Source organism: Chryseobacterium sp. MIQD13, from assembly GCF_050496705.1.
GTDB lineage: Bacteria > Bacteroidota > Bacteroidia > Flavobacteriales > Weeksellaceae > Chryseobacterium.
This window is the reverse complement of record NZ_JBNWAF010000003.1, coordinates 279,067-297,215: the sequence shown is the minus strand read 5'-3', so window position 1 is coordinate 297,215 and position 18,149 is coordinate 279,067. Positions and strand designations below refer to the sequence as shown.

Below are 18,149 nucleotides of genomic sequence, written 5' to 3'. Positions count from 1 at the left end.
TAAATTTTTACAAATGAAAAAGCAATTAACATATATAGCTGCAGCGTTTTTATTCGCAGGAACGGTTTCAGCGCAAAAAATTGATATTAATGCAATGCCGAAGCCGGGACCAACTCCTGCGATCAACATTGCAAAACCAAAAACTTTCCAGCTTAGTAACGGCCTTACGGTAATGGTTGTGGAAAATAATAAGTTACCGAGAGTAAACACTACCCTTTCTATGGACAGACCTCCTTTCCTTGAAGGAAATGTAGCGGGGGTAAGCTCTATCATGGCTGAACAGTTTGAAAACGGAACAACCAATTTAAGTAAAGAGGCTTTTAACAAAAAAGTAGATTACCTGGGAGCTAATTTGAATTTTTCTTCCAACGGTGCTTTTGCGAACTCTCTTTCAAAATATTTCCCTGAAGTATTGGGCTTAATGGCAGATGCAGTCATTAATCCAAAATTCTCTGTTGAAGAAATTCAGAATTCAAAGGAAAGAGCTGTGGAAGGATTAAAGTCTGAAGAAAAAAACGCTTCTTCTATTGCTTCTAAGGTCTCCCAAGCATTAATGTATGGTAAAAATACAGCAAGAGGTGAATTTGAAACGGTAGAAACTATCAACAAAATCCAGTTAGCTGACGTACAAAATGTTTATAAAAAATATTATGCTCCAGACAATGCTTATTTGGTAATTGTGGGTGACGTGAAATTTGACAAAATAAAACCATTGGTAGAAAAAGCTTTCAGCGGATGGAAAAAAGCCAATACACCTGCTACAGCTTTGGAGCCGGCTTCCAATCTTGCTAAAACTGAGATCAATGTAGTAGATGTTCCTTCAGCAGTACAGTCTGTGGTGTCAGTAAACAACCTGAACAATCTTAAGATGAAGGATCCGAACTACTTTGCTGCTACAATGGCCAACTACATCCTAGGTGGTGGTGGTGAAGCGAGACTTTTCATGAACCTTCGTGAGAAGAACGGATTCACTTACGGTGCTTATTCGGATATGAATGCCGGCAAATATTCTTCTGATTTCTCAGCTGATGCGAGTGTGAGAAATGAGGTGACAGATAAAGCTGTTAAAGAATTTATGAATGAACTTAACGCTATTTCTACTGTAAAACCGGAAGAACTGGAAAATGCCAAGGCTAAGCTGAAAGGATCTTTCATAATGTCTCTGGAAAAACCGGAAACAATTGCAAAATTTGCTTTAAACCAAAAGGTTCAGGATCTACCATCTGACTTCTATACCAATTATTTAAAATCAATTGATAAAGTAACTGCCGCAGACATTTCCAATGCTGTAAAAGCTAATATTTTACCAAATCAAAGCAGAATTTTCATCGCCGGTAAAGCGTCTGATATTTCTGCGGGCTTGGAAAAATTAGGCTATCCGGTAAAATATTTCGACAAAGAGGCCAATCCAGTTGCAAAACCAACAACACAGAAGGTTGATGCCGCTGTAAGTGTAGCTTCTATTGCTGATAAATACATCAACGCTATCGGAGGAAAAGCCAATATTGCAAAGATTTCTTCTTATACTATGAACGCTTCCATGTCTATGCAGGGACAGAATATCGATTTTAAGATCATAAAAGCTCAGGGCGGAAAAGAATTAACAGCAGTTACAGCAATGGGACAGGTTGTTCAAAAGCAGGTTTTTGACGGGAAAGAAGGATATTCTGAGCAAATGGGACAAAAAGCCCCGATGAAACCTGAACAGATTGCTGAAAAACAGAAAAACACTGAGCTGTTTGAAGAACTGGGTTTCGCAAAATCTGCAGATTATAAAGTTGCAGGCATCGAGAAAATCGGAGGTGAGGATTCTTACGTTGTAAAAGGTAATAATGTAACGTATTACTACAGCGTAGCTACAGGATTAAAAACCGGGGAAACCAGAACTGCAAAAGCACAGGGACAGGAAATCACTATTCCTACGACTTTCTCTAACTATAAGGATGTAAGTGGTGTGAAAATGCCGTACACCATCTCAGTAAACCAAATGGGTATGGATATGGTGATGAATGTAAAATCCTATGAAGTGAATCAGGCTAAAGATTCTGATTTTAAATAAACAATACTCTTTTTACAGAAAGAATGGCAGCAGACGCTGCCATTTTTATTTTTAATAACATTTACGATCTTCTTCTTTGTCATTCGATAAAAAAAGATTAAATTTGCCCATTCAAAAAGATATCAGAATTAATGGATACTATATTTACACTATTGATGGTTCTTATTATGATTGCCAGCGTTTTATTGGTAATCATCGTTATGGCTCAAAATCCAAAAGGCGGAGGCCTTTCCAGTACTTTCGGAGGTGCATCATCTGCACAGTTTGGAGTACAGAGAACCAATGATTTCATGGAAAAAGCAACATGGACTCTGGGAGCAGTAATCATCGTTCTTATCCTTATAAGCGTTGTGATCACTGGTAAACCTGCTACAGCAGCACCAACACAACAGCCTGTGAAGAAAGAAACTTCCGCTCCGGCTAAGCAAACTGCTCCGGCAGCTACTACAACGACTCCGGCTCAGACACCTGCAGCTCCGGCAAAGTAATAACAGAATTACCTTATATAAAACAAAAGCAGTTCAAATTGAACTGCTTTTTTATTTTAACTTGATCCTTTCTATTTTATGCCGAAGCTTCAGCCCTGCTTTTAAAAATGAATACTGTAACGGCTTAGATTCTTTATAGTACTTATCTATAAAGATCTGCATGGCTCCATAAAAACGGTCAAGATACACCTCATCTTTAATGGTACTTTCTCCCTTATGATGAAGAAGAGAAGCTTTTCCATAATAATAATTTTTGTAGCCATTTCTTAACAGTGTGTAGCAAAGATCAATATCTTCCCCATACATAAAATAGCTTTCATCAAGACCACCTGTCCTTTCGTAAACTTCTTTTCTGATCAATAAAAAAGCTCCCGTAACCACATCTACTTCATCAACTGCATTTTCATCAATATCATTTCTATAATAAGATTTTGAATTGTTTTTTTTAAGATTGGTAAACAGCTTCTCAAAAGAGTTGAACATATCAGGAACTGAACGTTTGCTTTCCGGTAGAAAATTTCCTTCCGCATCATGCATTCTTATCCCTAAACAGCCGAAATCTGTTTTGGAATCTGCAAAATCCAGGATATCTTTCATATAAGAGCCTTCCAGTTCCGTATCCGGATTCAAAAGAAGAACATATTCTCCGGCAGCTGTTTTTATAGCTTTATTATTGGCAATAGCAAAACCTTCATTATGTTCAGAAGACATAAAACGTACCTCAGGAAATTCCGGAATAAGATCACCCCAGGATGTATCTGTTGATGCATTGTCTATAACAATGACCTCATAATTCTCTCCTTCCGTATATTTTTGAATAGACAGAAGGCAGTTTTTCAACAACTGGGTCACATTATAGTTAACAATAATTATAGACAGCTTCATATCTAATCCCTTTCGTTGTATGGCAACCTGTTAATAATAGACCTACCTAAAGATACTTCATCTGCATATTCCAGCTCGTCTCCTACTGAAATTCCTCTGGCAATACTCGAGAAATTCACACTGAAGTTTTTAAATTTTTTATAGATATAATAAGCTGTTGTATCCCCTTCCATGGTAGCACTTAATGCAAAAATAAATTCTTTCACCACTCCTTCATTCAGTTTTCTTTCAATACTGGGAATATTCAGCTGGTTGGGTCCCACACCCTCCATTGGTGATATCTTCCCTCCTAAGATCAGATATTTCCCTGTAAATTTCCCTGTATTTTCAATAGCGATTACATCACGTACATCCTCAACGATGCAGATCAGCTCACCATTTCTCTTTTCATTGCTGCAGATCTCACAGACATCAAAATCTGAAAAATTATGACATTCTTTGCAGTATTTTATTTCGTTAACAAGGTTGATTAATGAGTTTCCAAGACCTACCGCTCTGGAAGTGGGTTGTTTTAGCAGATGTAGCGCCAGTCTCAAAGCTGTTTTTCTCCCGATTCCGGGCAGTCCTGAAATTTCATCTACGGCTTTTGCCAAAACTTTACTAGGGTAATCCATAAGTACAAAAATAAGGAATATTGTCGAGAATTGAGAGAATATGGGGATTGGAGAGTCAGAGTATTTTCAGAATCTTGAAGATTAAATGTTACTAATATTAAAAAGGCTTGTAACAATTAAACCATCAAGAAATGGCTTGAAATACGATAGTATGGTTCTTGTTTCATGAATACATTTTGCATGAATACGCTGTACAGAAACTCATCCATCATTCAAAACTCTAAAAAAACCTTTATCTTTGGGACTCTAATATGAAAAAAATAAACTAATGGTACTTAAAAATCTAAATTATCCTCTGGATTTCAAATTCAAGATCTCTACGCTATCGAGTGACTTCAATATTACGGACAGAAACGGTAACTATGTGGCTTATGTCCGCCAGAAAATGTTCAAACTGAAGGAAGATGTTATTGTTTTTAATGACGAAAGTAAAACTAAGGAGCTTTTCAGAATCAAAGCCAATCAATGGATTGATTTCAATGCTTCTTATTCTTTAAGTGATCTTACCGAGAATAAAAACTACGGAAGACTGGCAAGAAAGGGAATGCGTTCATTATGGAAATCTTCCTATGACATCCTGGATGAAAATGACCAGCCCAAATTCACCGTTACAGAAGATAATGCATGGACAAAATTCTTTGACGGGATGGTCAGTGAAATTCCACTCATAGGTATGTTTACAGGTTATTTTCTTAATCCTGCTTATACTGTAAGAGGTATAGACGGAAAGGAATATTTTAAACTGAAAAAAATGCCTTCTTTCTTTGGAAGAAGATTCCAGCTTGACAGAGTAATCGACATTGATGACGAAGACGAAAGTTTAGTGATCCTGTCATTACTGATGATGGTTCTTCTGGAAAGAGCAAGAGGCTAAAAAATAAAAACCACAGACAATGAAATATTTAATCATTTTCTTTTCAGCGTTTCTTTTGACCGCATGTAAAAAAGATAAGGAAACTATTCAAAATCCTACTCCTGCAGATTCTTTAAACCTTACTAAAGATTCAGCAAAAACAGGTACATCATCAGGAAAAATCCTGGTAGATATTATCCCTTTTCCAAAAGAGATCAAAGAATGTTCATGTTATTTCGCAAGAAATAAAGCTGATTTTGAAGCAGAAAAATACATCTATGCTGATGATGCAGGAAAAACAGCTTATATGAAACTTGATGGTCAAAGATTAGCTATGAATCTTATTTCGTCAAGCGATATGGAGGTGGATGAGGAGCTGACGAAAGAAATTGAAAGCGACAACTATAAAATCTCTGTAAAAGGTAAAAAGATAAAAAGTGAAGAGGCTTTATTATTCGAAGGTACCCTGACGATTGAAAAACCGGACGGTACCGTTGAAACAACACCAATTTATGGTGAATGCGGATGCTAAAACTGAACGCAAAAAAGTAAAACCTCTATATCAGTCTTTTTGCCTGATAACCCTTATAAAAAATGCTTCTGAATTCACAGAAGCATTTTTTATTTTGTAATTTTGATAAAAATAAAATTTCATGGAATTATCTAACATAGAACCGCAGATAATCTGGAAAAATTTCTCCAAATTGAATGCAGTTCCAAGACCGTCTAAAAAAGAAGAAAGAGTGATTGCTTTCATCAAAGGATTCGGCGAAAATCTAGGTTTGCAGACTACTGTAGACGAAGTGGGAAACGTGATTATCAAGAAACCTGCTACTGCCGGAATGGAAAACCGTAAATCTGTAGTGCTTCAGTCGCATCTGGATATGGTATGCCAGAAGAACAATGATGTTAATTTTGACTTTGAGACGGAAGGAATCAAAATGGAAGTCGATGGAGACTGGGTTAAAGCAAAGGGAACAACGTTAGGAGCCGATAACGGTTTGGGAGTAGCAACCATTATGTCTATTCTTGAAAGTTCAGATATTCCTCACCCGGATCTGGAAGCCCTTTTCACAATTGATGAAGAAACCGGTATGACAGGTGCTCTAGGTTTAAAACCGGGACAGCTGACTGGTGAAATCCTGTTAAATCTTGATACAGAAGAAGATGACGAAATTGATATTGGCTGTGCAGGAGGTGTAGATGTTACCATCACTCAAAACTATGCTGTTGAAGCTCCAAATGGACAGATCATAAGAATTGAGGTAAAAGGCCTTCAGGGCGGACACTCAGGAATGGATATCCACAAAGGCTTCGGAAATGCCAACTTTATTCTGGGCAGGCTTCTTTATAATGGTCTAGCCAAGCAGAATATCCAGCTGATTTCTATAGACAGCGGCGGTTTGAGAAATGCTATTCCAAGAGAAGGTGTTGCTCTTATTTCTGTAAGAAATGCCCAGGAATTTATTGAAGAGGTTACTGTTCTGAAAAAAGAAATCCTGGAAGAATTTGCATCTGTTGAAGCAGGCTTACAGATCAATATCGAAAACTCAACAACTTCTGATAAAGCAATTTCTGAAGAAGATTCCAGAAAGATCATCCTGACTTTGAAATCTCTTCATAATGGAGTTTACAGAATGAGTCCTGATGTAAAAGACCTTGTGGAAGCATCCAACAATGTAGCCAGAGTAGAATTAAAAGGCGGTGAGCTTAAAATTTTAAACCTTACGAGATCATCTGTAGATTCATCCAAATATTCTGTGGCTGAACAGTTAAAATCTGTTGCGGAATTGGCAGGAATGAAAGTGGAATTCAGCGGTTCTTATCCTGGATGGAAACCAAAGCCTGGCTCTGAGATCGTACAGCTGATGGAAAAGATCTACACAGAAAAATTCGGTGAAAAACCTCATGTAGTAGCTTGTCATGCCGGATTAGAATGCGGTATCATCGGAGCCAATTATCCTCAGATGGAAATGGTAAGCTTTGGTCCTACAATTAGAGGAGCACATTCTCCTGATGAAAAAGCCAATATTCCTTCTGCACAGAAATTCTGGAGCTTCACTAAAGATATTTTAGCGAACATTCCTTTAAAATAAAAAGATAAAATTGCTGTATTGAATATCCAAAGTCTTATGATTTTGGATATTTTAGTTTTAAACATTAAGATTTTATTAAGTTTTTAAGATCATTCAGGATGTATTGGCGTTAATTTTAGATTTAAAATATATTTGCTATCTCTCTTTTTAATAGATTCACTGAGCTTTAATGGTTCAAAAAACTCAAAATAACATTACAATAATGAAAAGTATAACAGTATTCTGCGGTTCAAGTTTCGGTTCGGACGATATTTATAAAGAACAGGCAACCTTACTTGGAAAAACATTGGCAAAACAAGATATTCAGCTAATATATGGCGGCGCAGATGTTGGTTTGATGGGAGCTGTTGCAGATGGAGCTTTAAATGAAAATGGAAAAGTCATTGGAGTTCTTCCCCACTTCCTGCAATCCAAAGAAATTGCCCACAAAAATCTTACAGATCTTATCCTCGTAGAAACCATGCACGAAAGGAAAACAAAGATGAATGACCTCTGTGACGGTGTAATCGTTCTTCCCGGTGGCTATGGAACTTTGGAAGAGTTTTTTGAAATGATCACCTGGGCGCAACTGGGACTTCATAAAAAACCAATCGGGATTTTGAATATCAATGGATTTTATGATGATCTGATAAGACTGGTTCAGACAATGGTGGATAAAGGATTTTTAAAGCAAGTGAACCGTGATATGCTCTTAATAAGTGGCAGCATTGATGAGCTTTTGGAAAAAATGAAAAATTATGAGGCTCCTACTGTCGGAAAGTGGATTTCGAAGGAGGAAGTTTAAAAACTATAACTGATAAACTATGATTAGATTTACACTGATAGTATTGTCTCTATTCTTCTTTAATAATTTGTGTAAAGCCCAAAAACAAAGATATATTTTCAAAAAATATATAAAGAATGATTTGAATAATGATAAAATTCCTGACAATATTGAAATCGAAAAAATTCAGTGCAAAAATCATTATATCGAAGATGACGATTATCCAAAATGTAGAATTGTACAAATAGACTTGTTGAAAAAAGACGGAACGCCCTCATTTTCCGCATCGAACGATAATATTATTCCATGTTCAGACTGTAATGAAGATATTACAGATCCTTTCAAAGATTTAAAAATTAAAAAAAATAGTTTTTCTTTTATTCTTGAATACAAATTTATTCCTGAAGGCAACAAAATGAAAGAAATTATTACTTTTAAATATGATAAGCTTTCAAATAATTTCATTCTTCACAAAAAGGTTAGAATATTTGAATCCCATAAAAACGGAGAGGTTGAAAGCAGAACAGAAGTTGAAACTATTAAAAATTTTGGAAAAATTTATTTTTCTGACTACAGATAATAATAATTTTCGACATACATAAAACAAAACCTCCTGAAGAAAATCTTCAGGAGGTTTTTTATATTAACTTAAATTAAATATACTCTAAGGATAAGGAGCAATCTCCACTTCAAGACCTTCCATTTCATCCATCATATGCAACTGGCATCCCAGTCTGCTATTGTCTTTTACGTGATAGGCTTCTGCCAGCATGGCATCTTCTTCATCTCCCATTGGTTCCAGCCCCGGATCGTTGATCACATATACCTGACATGAGGCACACATTGCCATTCCACCACATACACCGATAGTTCCTTCTTCCGCCAATTCATAAGAGCGGATGATCTCCATCAGGTTCATAGACATATCTGTAGGTGCTACAACATCATGAGTTACCCCTTCCCGATCCGTGATCTTAATATTAATATCTGACATAATAATGCAAAATTAGTCAATTTTTTTCACAACTGCCTTTTCTGCTTCTTTACGGCTTCCGTCAAATCCGTCTACACCGCTTACTGTCGTATATTTTAGTACAAATTTCTTACCCGGATTCAGTCTGTTGTAAACACTTTGGCACATCAACGTAGCCTCATGGAAACCACAAAGGATAAGCTTTAGCTTACCGGGATAAGTATTGATATCCCCAATTGCGTAAATTCCGTCGATATTGGTCTGATAATCCAGTGCATTGTTCACAACAATTGCATTTTTCTCGATATTTAGTCCCCAGTTTCCGATCTCCCCTAATTTTGGTGTCAATCCGAATAAAGGAATGAAATAGTCCGTTTCAATATCGTAAGCTTCCTGGCCTTCAATCTGTACCGTGATTGCCTCTACCTTTCCGTCACCTTTAATTCCGGTAACTTCAGCAGGGGTAATCAATTTAATTTTTCCTTCGTTTTTAAGATCCTGAACTTTTTCCACCGAATCCAAAGCCCCTCTGAACTCATTTCTTCTGTGAATCAATGTTACCTCACTTGCAACGTTGGAAAGGAAAACACTCCAGTCAAGAGCAGAATCTCCACCTCCGGCAATTACTACTTTTTTATTTCTGAAATGCTCAGGTTCTTTAACGAAATATTCAAGACCTTTTTCTTCATAATCAGCAACATTTTCGAAAGTAGGTTTTCTAGGCTCAAAAGTTCCCAATCCACCTGCAATGGCAATCGCTTTACATCTGTGAACTGTTCCTTTGTTCGTGATCACTTCAAACCACTCATCGTCTACCTTTGTATAAGAAACTGCAGTTTCCCCCAAAGTAAATCCAGGCTGGAACTGCTTGATCTGTTCCATCAAATTATCTACCAATTCTCCTGCATTTACCGAAGGATATCCCGGAATATCGAAAATAGGTTTTTTCGGATAAAGCTCTGCTAGCTGTCCTCCCGGCTGTGGAAGCGCGTCAATAATATGACACTTCATTTTTAATAAACCTGCTTCAAAAACAGCAAAAAGCCCGGTAGGTCCGGCTCCTATGATCAATATATCGGTGGTTATCATAATAATAAGATAATTTAATTATACATGTAACTGCAAATTTACTAATTTTAATGCTAAGCATATTTAATTGATTCTAAATAAAAACCTGAGATTTATCAAATCCCTGTAAATACTTAAGAATCTTAAATTTGGCAATGTTTTTGTTAAATGTCATACCATGAAGAAAATTTTAAGTCTTTTTGCAATATTAATGTTTATGTTTGGCCATGCCCAGATTGACAATATTGCTGACGGTGAATCTATTACGTTCAGAATCCATTATGGAATCCTGAATGCGGGAACCGCCAATCTTACCACAAAGAAAACAAATTATATGGGTGTTCCCCATCTGTACGTGAAAGGTACCGGGCAGACTACAGGCGCCGTAAAAGCTTTCTTTAAAGTAGAAGATTTATATGAAAGCTTTATTAATACAGAAACCGGACTGCCAAGCTTTTACGTAAGAAATGTACGTGAAGGAAGCTACAGACAACATTTTGAAACCGTTTTCAACCATAACAACAATACGCTGATCTTAACTGATAAAAAAACACCTGCAAATGGTTCAAAGGTGATTAAATCCGTAAAGGGAGTTCAGGATATGCTTTCCTGCTTCTATTACCTGAGAAGTAAAAGCACAAGCGAGCTGAAAGTAGGAACGGTAATCAATATGAATGTATGGATTGATGATGAAATGTTTCCTTTTCAGCTAAAAGTGACCGGTACAGAAGATCTGAAAACAAAATTCGGTAAGATCAATTGTCTGAAGATTATCCCGTCTGTAAAAAGCGGAAGGGTTTTCAAAGAAAAAGAAGGTGTAACGATGTGGGTAACTAATGATGCCAATCATATTCCTATGCTTTTGCAGGCTGAATTGGCCGTAGGTTCATTGAAAGCAAGTATTGATGATCTTAAAAATGTAAAGTATCCTTTAAAGTATATTAAATAAGACTATCCATCAGTCATTAAAATTATAGGATGCCGGCAAGAATTTTTTGTCGGCATTTTTTATTTGAAGATGTAATGGATTTCTGCTTTTGGTTGTCTTATTAATAACAGACGAGATAAAGACTGAAAGAGCTTAAAGTACTCATATCACGCTTCGACTCCGCTCAGCGTGACAAGCTGTCAGGAAGAGAAAAGTTAATATAAAGTAATGTTTCACTGTAACAGTGAATAAGACAATCACGTTGTAAATTTCAATAGAATCGTTTTTAATTACGTTTTGTTTCTTAGGTCAGTAATTAAAAACAAAAACCTCCGGGATTCCGGAGGTTTAATTTTTTATAGTGATTTAAACTGTTCTAAAGTTCTGATATCATTTTCGAAGAACATTCTGATATCACTCATCTGGTAAAGAAGCATTGTGATTCTTTCAATACCCATTCCGAAAGCATATCCTGAATATTTCTCAGCATCAATATTCACATTTTTAAGAACGGCAGGATCTACCATTCCACACCCCATGATCTCCAGCCATCCTGTTCCTTTCGTAATTCTGTAGTCGGTTTCAGAATTTAATCCCCAGTAAACATCAATTTCAGCACTTGGCTCTGTGAAAGGGAAATAAGACGGTCTCATTCTGATCTTCGATTTTCCGAAAAGCTCAGTCGTAAAGAACTGGATCGTCTGCTTAAGATCTGCAAAACTTACATTCTCATCAATATATAAACCTTCGATCTGATGGAATATACAGTGTGAACGTGAAGAAATAGCCTCATTTCTGAATACTCTTCCCGGAGAAAGGATTCTGATTGGCGGCTGATTTTCTTCCATATAACGGATCTGTACGGAAGATGTATGCGTTCTTAAAAGGATATCCGGATTCTGCTCAATGAAGAAAGTATCCTGCATATCTCTTGCCGGATGATATTCGGGAAGGTTAAGCGCCGTAAAGTTATGCCAGTCGTCCTCTATTTCAGGACCATCAGCAACTGCAAAACCTATGGATTTGAAAATTTCAATGATTCTGTTTTTCACAAGGTTGATTGGATGTCTTGATCCAAGATCCAATGGAAAAGCAGGTCTTGTAAGATCTTCTTTTTCTGTGACAACAGCAGATTGGGAAGCATCTTTAAGATCTTCTAATTTTCCGGCAACTGCCTGTTTTAAAGAATTGATTTTCTGTCCGAATTCCTTTTTCTGGTCGTTTGGAACTTCTTTAAATTTCTCAAAAAAATCGTTCAGAACACCTTTTTTACCATTATACTTAATCCGGAAGTTTTCAATTTCCTCTTTAGACGTAGCATTGAAGCTGTTTACTTCGGTAAGTAGTTCTTCTATCTTTTCTATCATTGTTTTACCCTTTCAAAAATGTTTTGCAAAAATACGTTTTTTAAGTTTAATAATGAATCTGTAATAAAAAAATCTGCCCCTTTACGGGAGGCAGACTTCAATCACTTATTTCACTTAAATAAAAAAATTATTTCTTTTCCAAAGCTTTAACGTTGATCTGAAGAGTCACCTCATCTTTAATCACACCGTTTTCAGCAGAAGTCTGGAATTTCACACCAAACTCATTTCTTTTAATATCCTTAGGCTCAGTAGCCACACTTACTTCTCCATCTTTTACAGAAACATTAGCTTTAAACTGAACCGGTTTTGTAATACCTTTGATCGTTAAATTCCCGTCAAGAAGCGTATTATAATCTCCTTCCGTTGCCGGTGTCACTTTTGTAATCTCAAAAGAAGCTGTAGGAAATTTTTCCACTTCAAAGAATTCACCGCTCTTAAGATGGTTGTTCAATTTTCCTAATTGCTCGGCATCATCTTTAAGATCTACAGATGTTAAAGAACCCATATCAGCAACAAATTTTCCGCTTTCAAGCTTTCCGTCCTTCACTGTTACATCACCACTTTCAAACTTGATTGTTCCGAAATGGCTTGTGCTTTCAGACTTGAAAATTTTATATCCTTTCCACTCCACTCTACTGTTTAGTGTATCCACTGTATACTGATTCCCGTCTTTTGTAGTTGTCACTTCATTGCTTTCGCTCGTAACCGGTTTGTCTTTTTTGCAAGAAACCGCTACGGCTGCAACAAATAAAGCAGGAATAGCCAGTGAAAACAACTTTTTTCTCATTTTTGATATATTTTTATTACTTCCGCTAATATAATAAAAAAATTTATTTTTTCATAAAAACCTTACATTTGTATTATGCTTTTAGAAATAAACAATTTATATTTTTCCCATACTAAAGATAAGCCCCTGTTTCAGAACCTTAATATGGGTTTTGAGGAAGGCAGAATCATTGCACTGGCGGGAGAAAGCGGCTGTGGAAAATCTACATTGCTCAACCTGATTTACGGACTTCTTGACTGGGAAAGCGGCGAGATTGTTTTTAACGGGACAAAACTTTTGGGACCTAAAGGAAATCTTGTTCCCGGAGAAGCCGAAATGAAACTGGTTGCCCAGAATTTTGACCTTATGCCTTATGCTACCGTTGCTGAAAACGTAGGAAAATTTATTTCTAACATCAATTTAACTCAGAAAAAAGAAACTGTCATGGAGCTTCTGGAAGTCGTAGGACTTCAGGAGTTTGCCCATATACTTCCTAAATATTTAAGTGGCGGACAGCAGCAGCGGGTTGCCATAGCGAGAGCACTTTCCGTACTCCCGAAGCTTCTTATTTTAGACGAGCCTTTCAGCAATCTGGATTTTCCCAGAAAAATAGAACTTCGCGAAAGATTATTCAGATATGTAAAGCAGCATCAGATTTCCCTGATTATTTCTACCCATGAATTGCAGGAAATTATGCCGTGGCTCGACCAAATTGTTATTCTGAAAGATGGACGGCTGATCCAGAACGACAGCCCTGAGGAAAGCTACAAAAATCCTTATAATTCCTATGTAGCCAAACTTTTTGGTGAAGTGAATATTTTCAGTGAAGAGGAAAAAGCAGAATTTCAGCTTCCTAAATTTTCATATTATCCTAAAGAAATAAAAATATCAGAAAACGGAACAGAAGCCGAACTCCTGGAAAGCAGATTTGCCGGAAACCATTATTGGAATAAGATCAGGGTTTACAGCAAAGAACTTATCGTTTATACAGATGAAAAGATAGAAGGAAACATCAAAATTTCGTTTGTTTAAACAAATGAAATAGCAAATCGGTGGAAGACTTTACCAATTTTCTATAGGCATTTTTATCATTCTTAACAAAGTCACAATGCAATGTTAAAAATTTCATAACTCTTAGATTTTCTTATAGTTATTGTTAATATGTGGATAAAAAAAATACAAATCCAAGAAGCAGTTTGAAACTTTTTCTTACATTTGTATTTCCACAGCATAAGGAAATTTTTGGTTAATTCTCTTTCTGCCTTGAGACGGACATTAGCAGGTCACTGCAATTAAGTCTTTTTGAAAGATTACACTGTCCAATTCTTTCCTTTTTTTATTTTCAGCCCTAAGCTTTCTTTACGAATTCTGATTTCAGAGCCATAGATCCGAAACCATCAATTTTACAGTCAATATTATGGTCACTATCCGGTCTGAGGCGGATATTTTTAACTTTTGTTCCGGCTTTTACCGGCTTCGGTGCTCCTTTTACAGGAAGATCTTTGATGACCACCACAGAATCACCATCCTGAAGCTCATTCCCGTTTGAATCCAGTATTTTCCCTTCATTAGCGCTTGCAGCTGCCGTTTCCTCAGGGCTCCATTCGTAGAAGCATTGCGAACACACCATCATATTATCGCTCGGATAAGTAAACTCAGAGCTACATTTCGGACAAAGTACAGTATCACTCATATTTTTGATTTTTGCAAAGGTAGAATTTTTTGCACAATGTATTCATGTAAAATCTATTTATGCCCAAGAGACAGGATTTCAGATGATAAGCTGTCAATAGTGAATTTTTTAGAACTGAATCAAGATTTTAGATACCTGACATTAAGATTAAGATGTGGAGCTGCAGATTATTTTGGCAGTGGCTTTATCAAAAATGCTTATTCGGCAACTATCAACTCTAAAACTCTCTGACTCTCAAACCCAGAAACACGCATCCGAAACTCTCAACTATAATTCGTACTTTTGCAGATTCAAACAGCGAAGCAAATTTATGGAACTTATTCACAGAAACCTGGCAATCGGAATTCACGATGCTTTACAGGAAACATTTTTCGAGAAAAATAAATACGCCGATAAGGTAATCGAAAGACTTTTAAAAGCTCATAAAAAATGGGGAAGCCAGGACAGAGCTGTTGTTTCTGAGATTTTCTATAATATTATCCGTTGGAGAAAGCGCCTTGAATACTATATGGGCGAAGGCGTAAAACCCAACAATATTTACAAACTTATTATCGCATATCTGCTTTGGAGCAAGACCAATTATAAGAAGTTTGAAGAATTTGACGGAATTAAAATTGCAGATATTCTTACCAAACTTAAAAAAAATACTGTTCCTACAAAAGCAATCGAACATTCTATTCCTGAATGGCTGGCTGAAACTTTGGAAAAAGAACTGGGCGCCGGCTGGGAGAAAGAAATGCGTGCTTTGAATGAACAAGCTCCTACAGTTTTAAGAGCCAATACTTTAAAAACATCTACCAAAGAACTGATTTCTGATCTTTCCGATGAAAATGTAGTGGCTTATACAGTAAAAAACTATCCGGATGCGGTACAGCTTGAGGAAAAGAAGAATGTTTTCCTTACAACAGCTTTTAAGGAAGGTTTATTTGAAGTTCAGGATGCTTCTTCACAGAAAATAGGATATTTTCTTGATGTAAAAGAAGGCCAGAGAGTTGTGGATGCTTGCGCAGGTGCAGGTGGAAAAACACTTCACTTAGCAGCATTGATGGGAAATAAAGGCCAGATTGTAGCTTTAGATATCTTCGAATGGAAACTGGCTGAGCTGAAACGCCGTGCAAAAAGAGCGGGAGCCCACAATATTGAAACCCGTATGATCTCCGACAATAAAGTGATCAAGCGTCTTCATGACAAGGCAGACCGTTTATTGATTGATGCTCCATGTTCAGGATTGGGTGTTTTAAAAAGAAACCCTGACAGCAAATGGAAAATTGACCAGGATTTCATCGACAGAATTAAAAAAGAGCAGCAACAGATTCTTCAGGATTATTCCAAAATGGTAAAAGTAGGCGGAAAAATGGTATATGCTACCTGTTCTATCCTGCCGTCTGAAAACAATTTACAGGTAGAAGAATTTTTGAAAAATAATTCCGGCTTTAAATTAGTTAAAGACGACAAAGTAATGCCTAGTCAAGGCTATGACGGGTTTTATATGGCACTGATCGAAAGAGTTTCCTAATTATTGGATTCAAATATAAGATAATACAGCTGCTCTATTTCAGAGCAGCTTTTTTGTTTAAAATTTCAATCAGTTATATGTTCTGAAAAGCTATTTGTAACATCTGTATCATTATTCCTTACTTATTGATATTATAAATAGTTTCAAACCCCGGGAAAAACTATACCTATGCATAAAAGAATTCTTCTCAGCTTCTTTGCCTTATTATATTGTCTTTCATATGCACAGACTTATGAAATTCAGTATACCAGTTCTTATAATGGAAAAGTTCTTACCGAACAGTCTCCTACCCTTGTATGGGCAGACGGAAAAGAAAATTTTATCCTGAACAATACCATCAGAGAGCAGAAAAGTGAATATCCGTTTGAAATCATCAAGGTAGAAAAACCCTCCAACACAGTTGTTTCATATGCTTTCCTGAAACCGGGAGAAATTATTTCTTCATCAGATGCAGAATCAGTAGGAAAACAGAATTTTGAATTAACAAATGAAACGAAAAAGATTCTGGGTTATACCTGCAAAAAAGCAGTCACAAAGATCAATTCCAATACCATAGAAGTCTGGTATACCAATGATCTGAAAATGAATGGCGGACCATCGGTTTTAGGGCAGAATTTAGGATTTGTTTTAGAGGTAGAAAGAAATAAAAATTCTTTGATTACTGCCACTTCGATCAAAAAAGTTAAAAAGACGGATATTGCTTCTATTTTAAAGGGAACAATACAGTCTACAGACCTGTTAGGCTATAAAGATCTTCTTTGGAAAAGCCGCTTTACCACACTGAAAGTTTTTGAAAATGAAACTATCAATTTTTCAGATGAATCGAAATCAGCTGAAAATGTAAAAAGATTTGCCAACGGAACAATCATCCTTAAAAAAATAAAATTCCCTGCCATAAAAGAAGGTGAAAATATTTTTGTTGAAGTAAAGCAGCAGTCTAACGGTGATGCTTATGACAGAACCGGGACTGTATTCTTTATTCCTCAGGATCAATCATCCTCTTTTTTTGACGGACTTGAAAAAGGTGCTAAAACACTTCCTGTTTATGAAAACGGCAACGGAAAACAGTATTACGGAGTAACAGCTACAGAAAATTATAGCCCTGCTATAGAAATGATGAGATTCTTTACTGCTTTCGGAATCCAGAAATTCAATCATATTCAGTTAAAAGGAAAAGACTGGCAGACTATCAGTCCATACCGTCAGGATATTACAGAATTAAAACCTTCTCTTTCTGAAAAAGAACTGTGGATAGGTACATTTATTGGTAATTACGATAAAGGAGGCCATAAAGTAAGCCTTGAGATCACCATCCATAAAAGTGACCAGACAGTGTATAAGAACAATGTTGCCATTCCGCTTTTTAATACTTTAAATATTATGGAAATGGCAGGGCAGGATTATTCTACCATGTTTGACAAGGACAAAGGACTTTATGTGGAATTCACCTTAAAAAAGGATATTAGAAATGCTCAGCTGAGATATATTACTACCGGACACGGAGGCTGGGAAAACGGAGACGAGTTTGTTCCGAAGTCCAATTCCATATTCTTAGATGGTAAAATGACCTATTCTTTTGTTCCGTGGAGATCAGATTGCGGTTCGTACAGACTTTACAATCCGGCATCGGGGAATTTTCCGGACGGGCTTTCTTCTTCAGACCTCAGCAGGTCGAACTGGTGTCCGGGAACAGTTACCAATCCTGATTTCATTCCGCTTGGAGATTTGAAGGCCGGTAAACATACAATACAGATAAAGATTCCTCAGGGAGCTACGGAAGGCACAAGCTTCAGTTCATGGAATGTATCAGGTGTTCTGCTAGGGTCCCAATAAAACAAAACCTTCTTGCAAAGAGAATTGCAAGAAGGTAAAAACACAAATGATGAAAAAAAATTATTTCGAGCCACAAAGTAAGGGCTAAAATTCATATAATAAATTACCATATATTAATAATTATTTCATTTTAATTTTGTATAGGGTATACACTTAATTTTTCTCCGGCGAAAAAAATCAATTAAATACAGTACAATTCACCTTAAAAGTTAATATTTTTAATTAAATAAATTAAATTGATTAAAAT

The 18,149-nt window shown here is 36.4% G+C and carries 18 protein-coding genes; 11 read left to right on the top strand and 7 right to left on the bottom strand.

Going from position 1 to position 18,149, the window contains the following annotated elements:
* Nucleotides 1-13 precede the first annotated feature (13 nt).
* Both ACQWU4_RS13715 and secG read left to right on the top strand, forming a co-directional pair.
* A complete protein-coding gene (locus tag ACQWU4_RS13715; protein WP_429936310.1) occupies nt 14-2,059 on the top strand; it encodes a M16 family metallopeptidase in 2,046 nt (681 codons plus the stop codon).
* A gap of 131 nt (nt 2,060-2,190) precedes the next feature.
* Nucleotides 2,191-2,547, top strand: a complete 357-nt coding sequence (gene secG, locus ACQWU4_RS13710; protein WP_429936309.1) for a preprotein translocase subunit SecG — start codon at nt 2,191-2,193, stop codon at nt 2,545-2,547.
* Between the two features lie 51 nt (nt 2,548-2,598).
* On the opposite strand, the gene ACQWU4_RS13705 is transcribed toward secG, so the two are convergent.
* Both ACQWU4_RS13705 and recR read right to left on the bottom strand, forming a co-directional pair.
* Complete coding sequence (locus ACQWU4_RS13705; protein WP_429936308.1) at nt 2,599-3,432, bottom strand: glycosyltransferase family 2 protein; 834 nt, start codon at nt 3,430-3,432, stop codon at nt 2,599-2,601.
* A 2-nt stretch (nt 3,433-3,434) separates the two neighbouring features.
* The gene (recR, locus tag ACQWU4_RS13700) at nt 3,435-4,046 is read right to left on the bottom strand and encodes a recombination mediator RecR (RefSeq protein WP_429936307.1); all 612 of its coding nucleotides are present in this window, start codon (nt 4,044-4,046) and stop codon (nt 3,435-3,437) included.
* Between the two features lie 268 nt (nt 4,047-4,314).
* Between recR and ACQWU4_RS13695 the strand changes: the two genes are divergently transcribed.
* The 5 genes from ACQWU4_RS13695 to ACQWU4_RS13675 all read left to right on the top strand — a co-directional run bounded on the left by ACQWU4_RS13695 (nt 4,315) and on the right by ACQWU4_RS13675 (nt 8,338).
* Entirely contained in the window at nt 4,315-4,920 is a 606-nt protein-coding gene (locus ACQWU4_RS13695) for a hypothetical protein (RefSeq protein WP_429936306.1), read from the top strand.
* A gap of 19 nt (nt 4,921-4,939) precedes the next feature.
* Nucleotides 4,940-5,431, top strand: coding sequence for a hypothetical protein (locus ACQWU4_RS13690; protein WP_429936305.1), 492 nt, complete (start codon nt 4,940-4,942; stop codon nt 5,429-5,431).
* Between the two features lie 121 nt (nt 5,432-5,552).
* Complete coding sequence (locus tag ACQWU4_RS13685) at nt 5,553-6,995, top strand: aminoacyl-histidine dipeptidase (protein ID WP_429936304.1); 1,443 nt, start codon at nt 5,553-5,555, stop codon at nt 6,993-6,995.
* A gap of 202 nt (nt 6,996-7,197) precedes the next feature.
* Nucleotides 7,198-7,779 (top strand): TIGR00730 family Rossman fold protein, encoded by a 582-nt coding sequence (locus ACQWU4_RS13680; RefSeq protein WP_429936303.1) that lies wholly within the window; start codon nt 7,198-7,200, stop codon nt 7,777-7,779.
* Between the two features lie 19 nt (nt 7,780-7,798).
* Nucleotides 7,799-8,338: a hypothetical protein gene (locus tag ACQWU4_RS13675; protein WP_429936302.1), complete on the top strand. Its 540-nt coding sequence runs from the start codon at nt 7,799-7,801 to the stop codon at nt 8,336-8,338.
* Nucleotides 8,339-8,422: 84 nt separating this feature from the next.
* Here the strand turns inward: ACQWU4_RS13675 and ACQWU4_RS13670 are convergent, their stop codons facing one another.
* Both ACQWU4_RS13670 and ACQWU4_RS13665 read right to left on the bottom strand, forming a co-directional pair.
* On the bottom strand, nt 8,423-8,752 hold the full coding sequence (locus ACQWU4_RS13670; protein ID WP_080778227.1) for a 2Fe-2S iron-sulfur cluster-binding protein: 330 nt from the start codon (nt 8,750-8,752) through the stop codon (nt 8,423-8,425).
* Between the two features lie 12 nt (nt 8,753-8,764).
* A complete protein-coding gene (locus tag ACQWU4_RS13665; protein ID WP_260540129.1) occupies nt 8,765-9,820 on the bottom strand; it encodes an NAD(P)/FAD-dependent oxidoreductase in 1,056 nt (351 codons plus the stop codon).
* Nucleotides 9,821-9,977: 157 nt separating this feature from the next.
* Between ACQWU4_RS13665 and ACQWU4_RS13660 the strand changes: the two genes are divergently transcribed.
* Nucleotides 9,978-10,748, top strand: a complete 771-nt coding sequence (locus ACQWU4_RS13660) for a DUF3108 domain-containing protein (protein ID WP_429936301.1) — start codon at nt 9,978-9,980, stop codon at nt 10,746-10,748.
* 335 nt (nt 10,749-11,083) lie between these two features.
* Here ACQWU4_RS13660 and pheS read toward each other — a convergent pair whose 3' ends face one another.
* Both pheS and ACQWU4_RS13650 read right to left on the bottom strand, forming a co-directional pair.
* Complete coding sequence (pheS, locus tag ACQWU4_RS13655) at nt 11,084-12,094, bottom strand: phenylalanine--tRNA ligase subunit alpha (protein ID WP_429936300.1); 1,011 nt, start codon at nt 12,092-12,094, stop codon at nt 11,084-11,086.
* A 127-nt stretch (nt 12,095-12,221) separates the two neighbouring features.
* Entirely contained in the window at nt 12,222-12,881 is a 660-nt protein-coding gene (locus ACQWU4_RS13650; protein WP_429936299.1) for a YceI family protein, read from the bottom strand.
* Nucleotides 12,882-12,956: 75 nt separating this feature from the next.
* Between ACQWU4_RS13650 and ACQWU4_RS13645 the strand changes: the two genes are divergently transcribed.
* Nucleotides 12,957-13,892 carry a sulfate/molybdate ABC transporter ATP-binding protein gene (locus tag ACQWU4_RS13645; protein WP_429936298.1) on the top strand — a complete coding sequence of 312 codons (936 nt, stop codon included), beginning with the start codon at nt 12,957-12,959 and terminating at the stop codon, nt 13,890-13,892.
* 316 nt (nt 13,893-14,208) lie between these two features.
* Here the strand turns inward: ACQWU4_RS13645 and ACQWU4_RS13640 are convergent, their stop codons facing one another.
* Nucleotides 14,209-14,553 (bottom strand): zinc ribbon domain-containing protein YjdM, encoded by a 345-nt coding sequence (locus ACQWU4_RS13640; protein WP_429936297.1) that lies wholly within the window; start codon nt 14,551-14,553, stop codon nt 14,209-14,211.
* Nucleotides 14,554-14,863: 310 nt separating this feature from the next.
* On the opposite strand from ACQWU4_RS13640, the gene ACQWU4_RS13635 reads away from it, so the two are divergent.
* Together ACQWU4_RS13635 and ACQWU4_RS13630 are read left to right on the top strand one after the other, a co-directional pair.
* Nucleotides 14,864-16,069, top strand: a complete 1,206-nt coding sequence (locus tag ACQWU4_RS13635) for an RsmB/NOP family class I SAM-dependent RNA methyltransferase (protein WP_429936296.1) — start codon at nt 14,864-14,866, stop codon at nt 16,067-16,069.
* A 168-nt stretch (nt 16,070-16,237) separates the two neighbouring features.
* On the top strand, nt 16,238-17,902 hold the full coding sequence (locus ACQWU4_RS13630) for a GLPGLI family protein (protein ID WP_429936295.1): 1,665 nt from the start codon (nt 16,238-16,240) through the stop codon (nt 17,900-17,902).
* Nucleotides 17,903-18,149: the final 247 nt, after the last annotated feature.

What these genes read in the sequence shown, in the direction of transcription:
- ACQWU4_RS13660 (WP_429936301.1), top strand. Translation starts at nt 9,978, where the DNA reads ATGAAGAAAATTTTAAGTCTTTTTGCAATATTAATGTTTATGTTTGGC.
- ACQWU4_RS13670 (WP_080778227.1), bottom strand. Translation starts at nt 8,752, where the DNA reads ATGTCAGATATTAATATTAAGATCACGGATCGGGAAGGGGTAACTCAT.
- ACQWU4_RS13705 (WP_429936308.1), bottom strand. Translation starts at nt 3,432, where the DNA reads ATGAAGCTGTCTATAATTATTGTTAACTATAATGTGACCCAGTTGTTG.
- ACQWU4_RS13645 (WP_429936298.1), top strand. Translation starts at nt 12,957, where the DNA reads ATGCTTTTAGAAATAAACAATTTATATTTTTCCCATACTAAAGATAAG.
- recR (WP_429936307.1), bottom strand. Translation starts at nt 4,046, where the DNA reads ATGGATTACCCTAGTAAAGTTTTGGCAAAAGCCGTAGATGAAATTTCA.
- ACQWU4_RS13635 (WP_429936296.1), top strand. Translation starts at nt 14,864, where the DNA reads ATGGAACTTATTCACAGAAACCTGGCAATCGGAATTCACGATGCTTTA.
- ACQWU4_RS13675 (WP_429936302.1), top strand. Translation starts at nt 7,799, where the DNA reads ATGATTAGATTTACACTGATAGTATTGTCTCTATTCTTCTTTAATAAT.
- ACQWU4_RS13690 (WP_429936305.1), top strand. Translation starts at nt 4,940, where the DNA reads ATGAAATATTTAATCATTTTCTTTTCAGCGTTTCTTTTGACCGCATGT.
- ACQWU4_RS13715 (WP_429936310.1), top strand. Translation starts at nt 14, where the DNA reads ATGAAAAAGCAATTAACATATATAGCTGCAGCGTTTTTATTCGCAGGA.
- ACQWU4_RS13695 (WP_429936306.1), top strand. Translation starts at nt 4,315, where the DNA reads ATGGTACTTAAAAATCTAAATTATCCTCTGGATTTCAAATTCAAGATC.
- ACQWU4_RS13685 (WP_429936304.1), top strand. Translation starts at nt 5,553, where the DNA reads ATGGAATTATCTAACATAGAACCGCAGATAATCTGGAAAAATTTCTCC.
- ACQWU4_RS13630 (WP_429936295.1), top strand. Translation starts at nt 16,238, where the DNA reads ATGCATAAAAGAATTCTTCTCAGCTTCTTTGCCTTATTATATTGTCTT.
- ACQWU4_RS13680 (WP_429936303.1), top strand. Translation starts at nt 7,198, where the DNA reads ATGAAAAGTATAACAGTATTCTGCGGTTCAAGTTTCGGTTCGGACGAT.
- ACQWU4_RS13640 (WP_429936297.1), bottom strand. Translation starts at nt 14,553, where the DNA reads ATGAGTGATACTGTACTTTGTCCGAAATGTAGCTCTGAGTTTACTTAT.
- pheS (WP_429936300.1), bottom strand. Translation starts at nt 12,094, where the DNA reads ATGATAGAAAAGATAGAAGAACTACTTACCGAAGTAAACAGCTTCAAT.
- secG (WP_429936309.1), top strand. Translation starts at nt 2,191, where the DNA reads ATGGATACTATATTTACACTATTGATGGTTCTTATTATGATTGCCAGC.
- ACQWU4_RS13665 (WP_260540129.1), bottom strand. Translation starts at nt 9,820, where the DNA reads ATGATAACCACCGATATATTGATCATAGGAGCCGGACCTACCGGGCTT.
- ACQWU4_RS13650 (WP_429936299.1), bottom strand. Translation starts at nt 12,881, where the DNA reads ATGAGAAAAAAGTTGTTTTCACTGGCTATTCCTGCTTTATTTGTTGCA.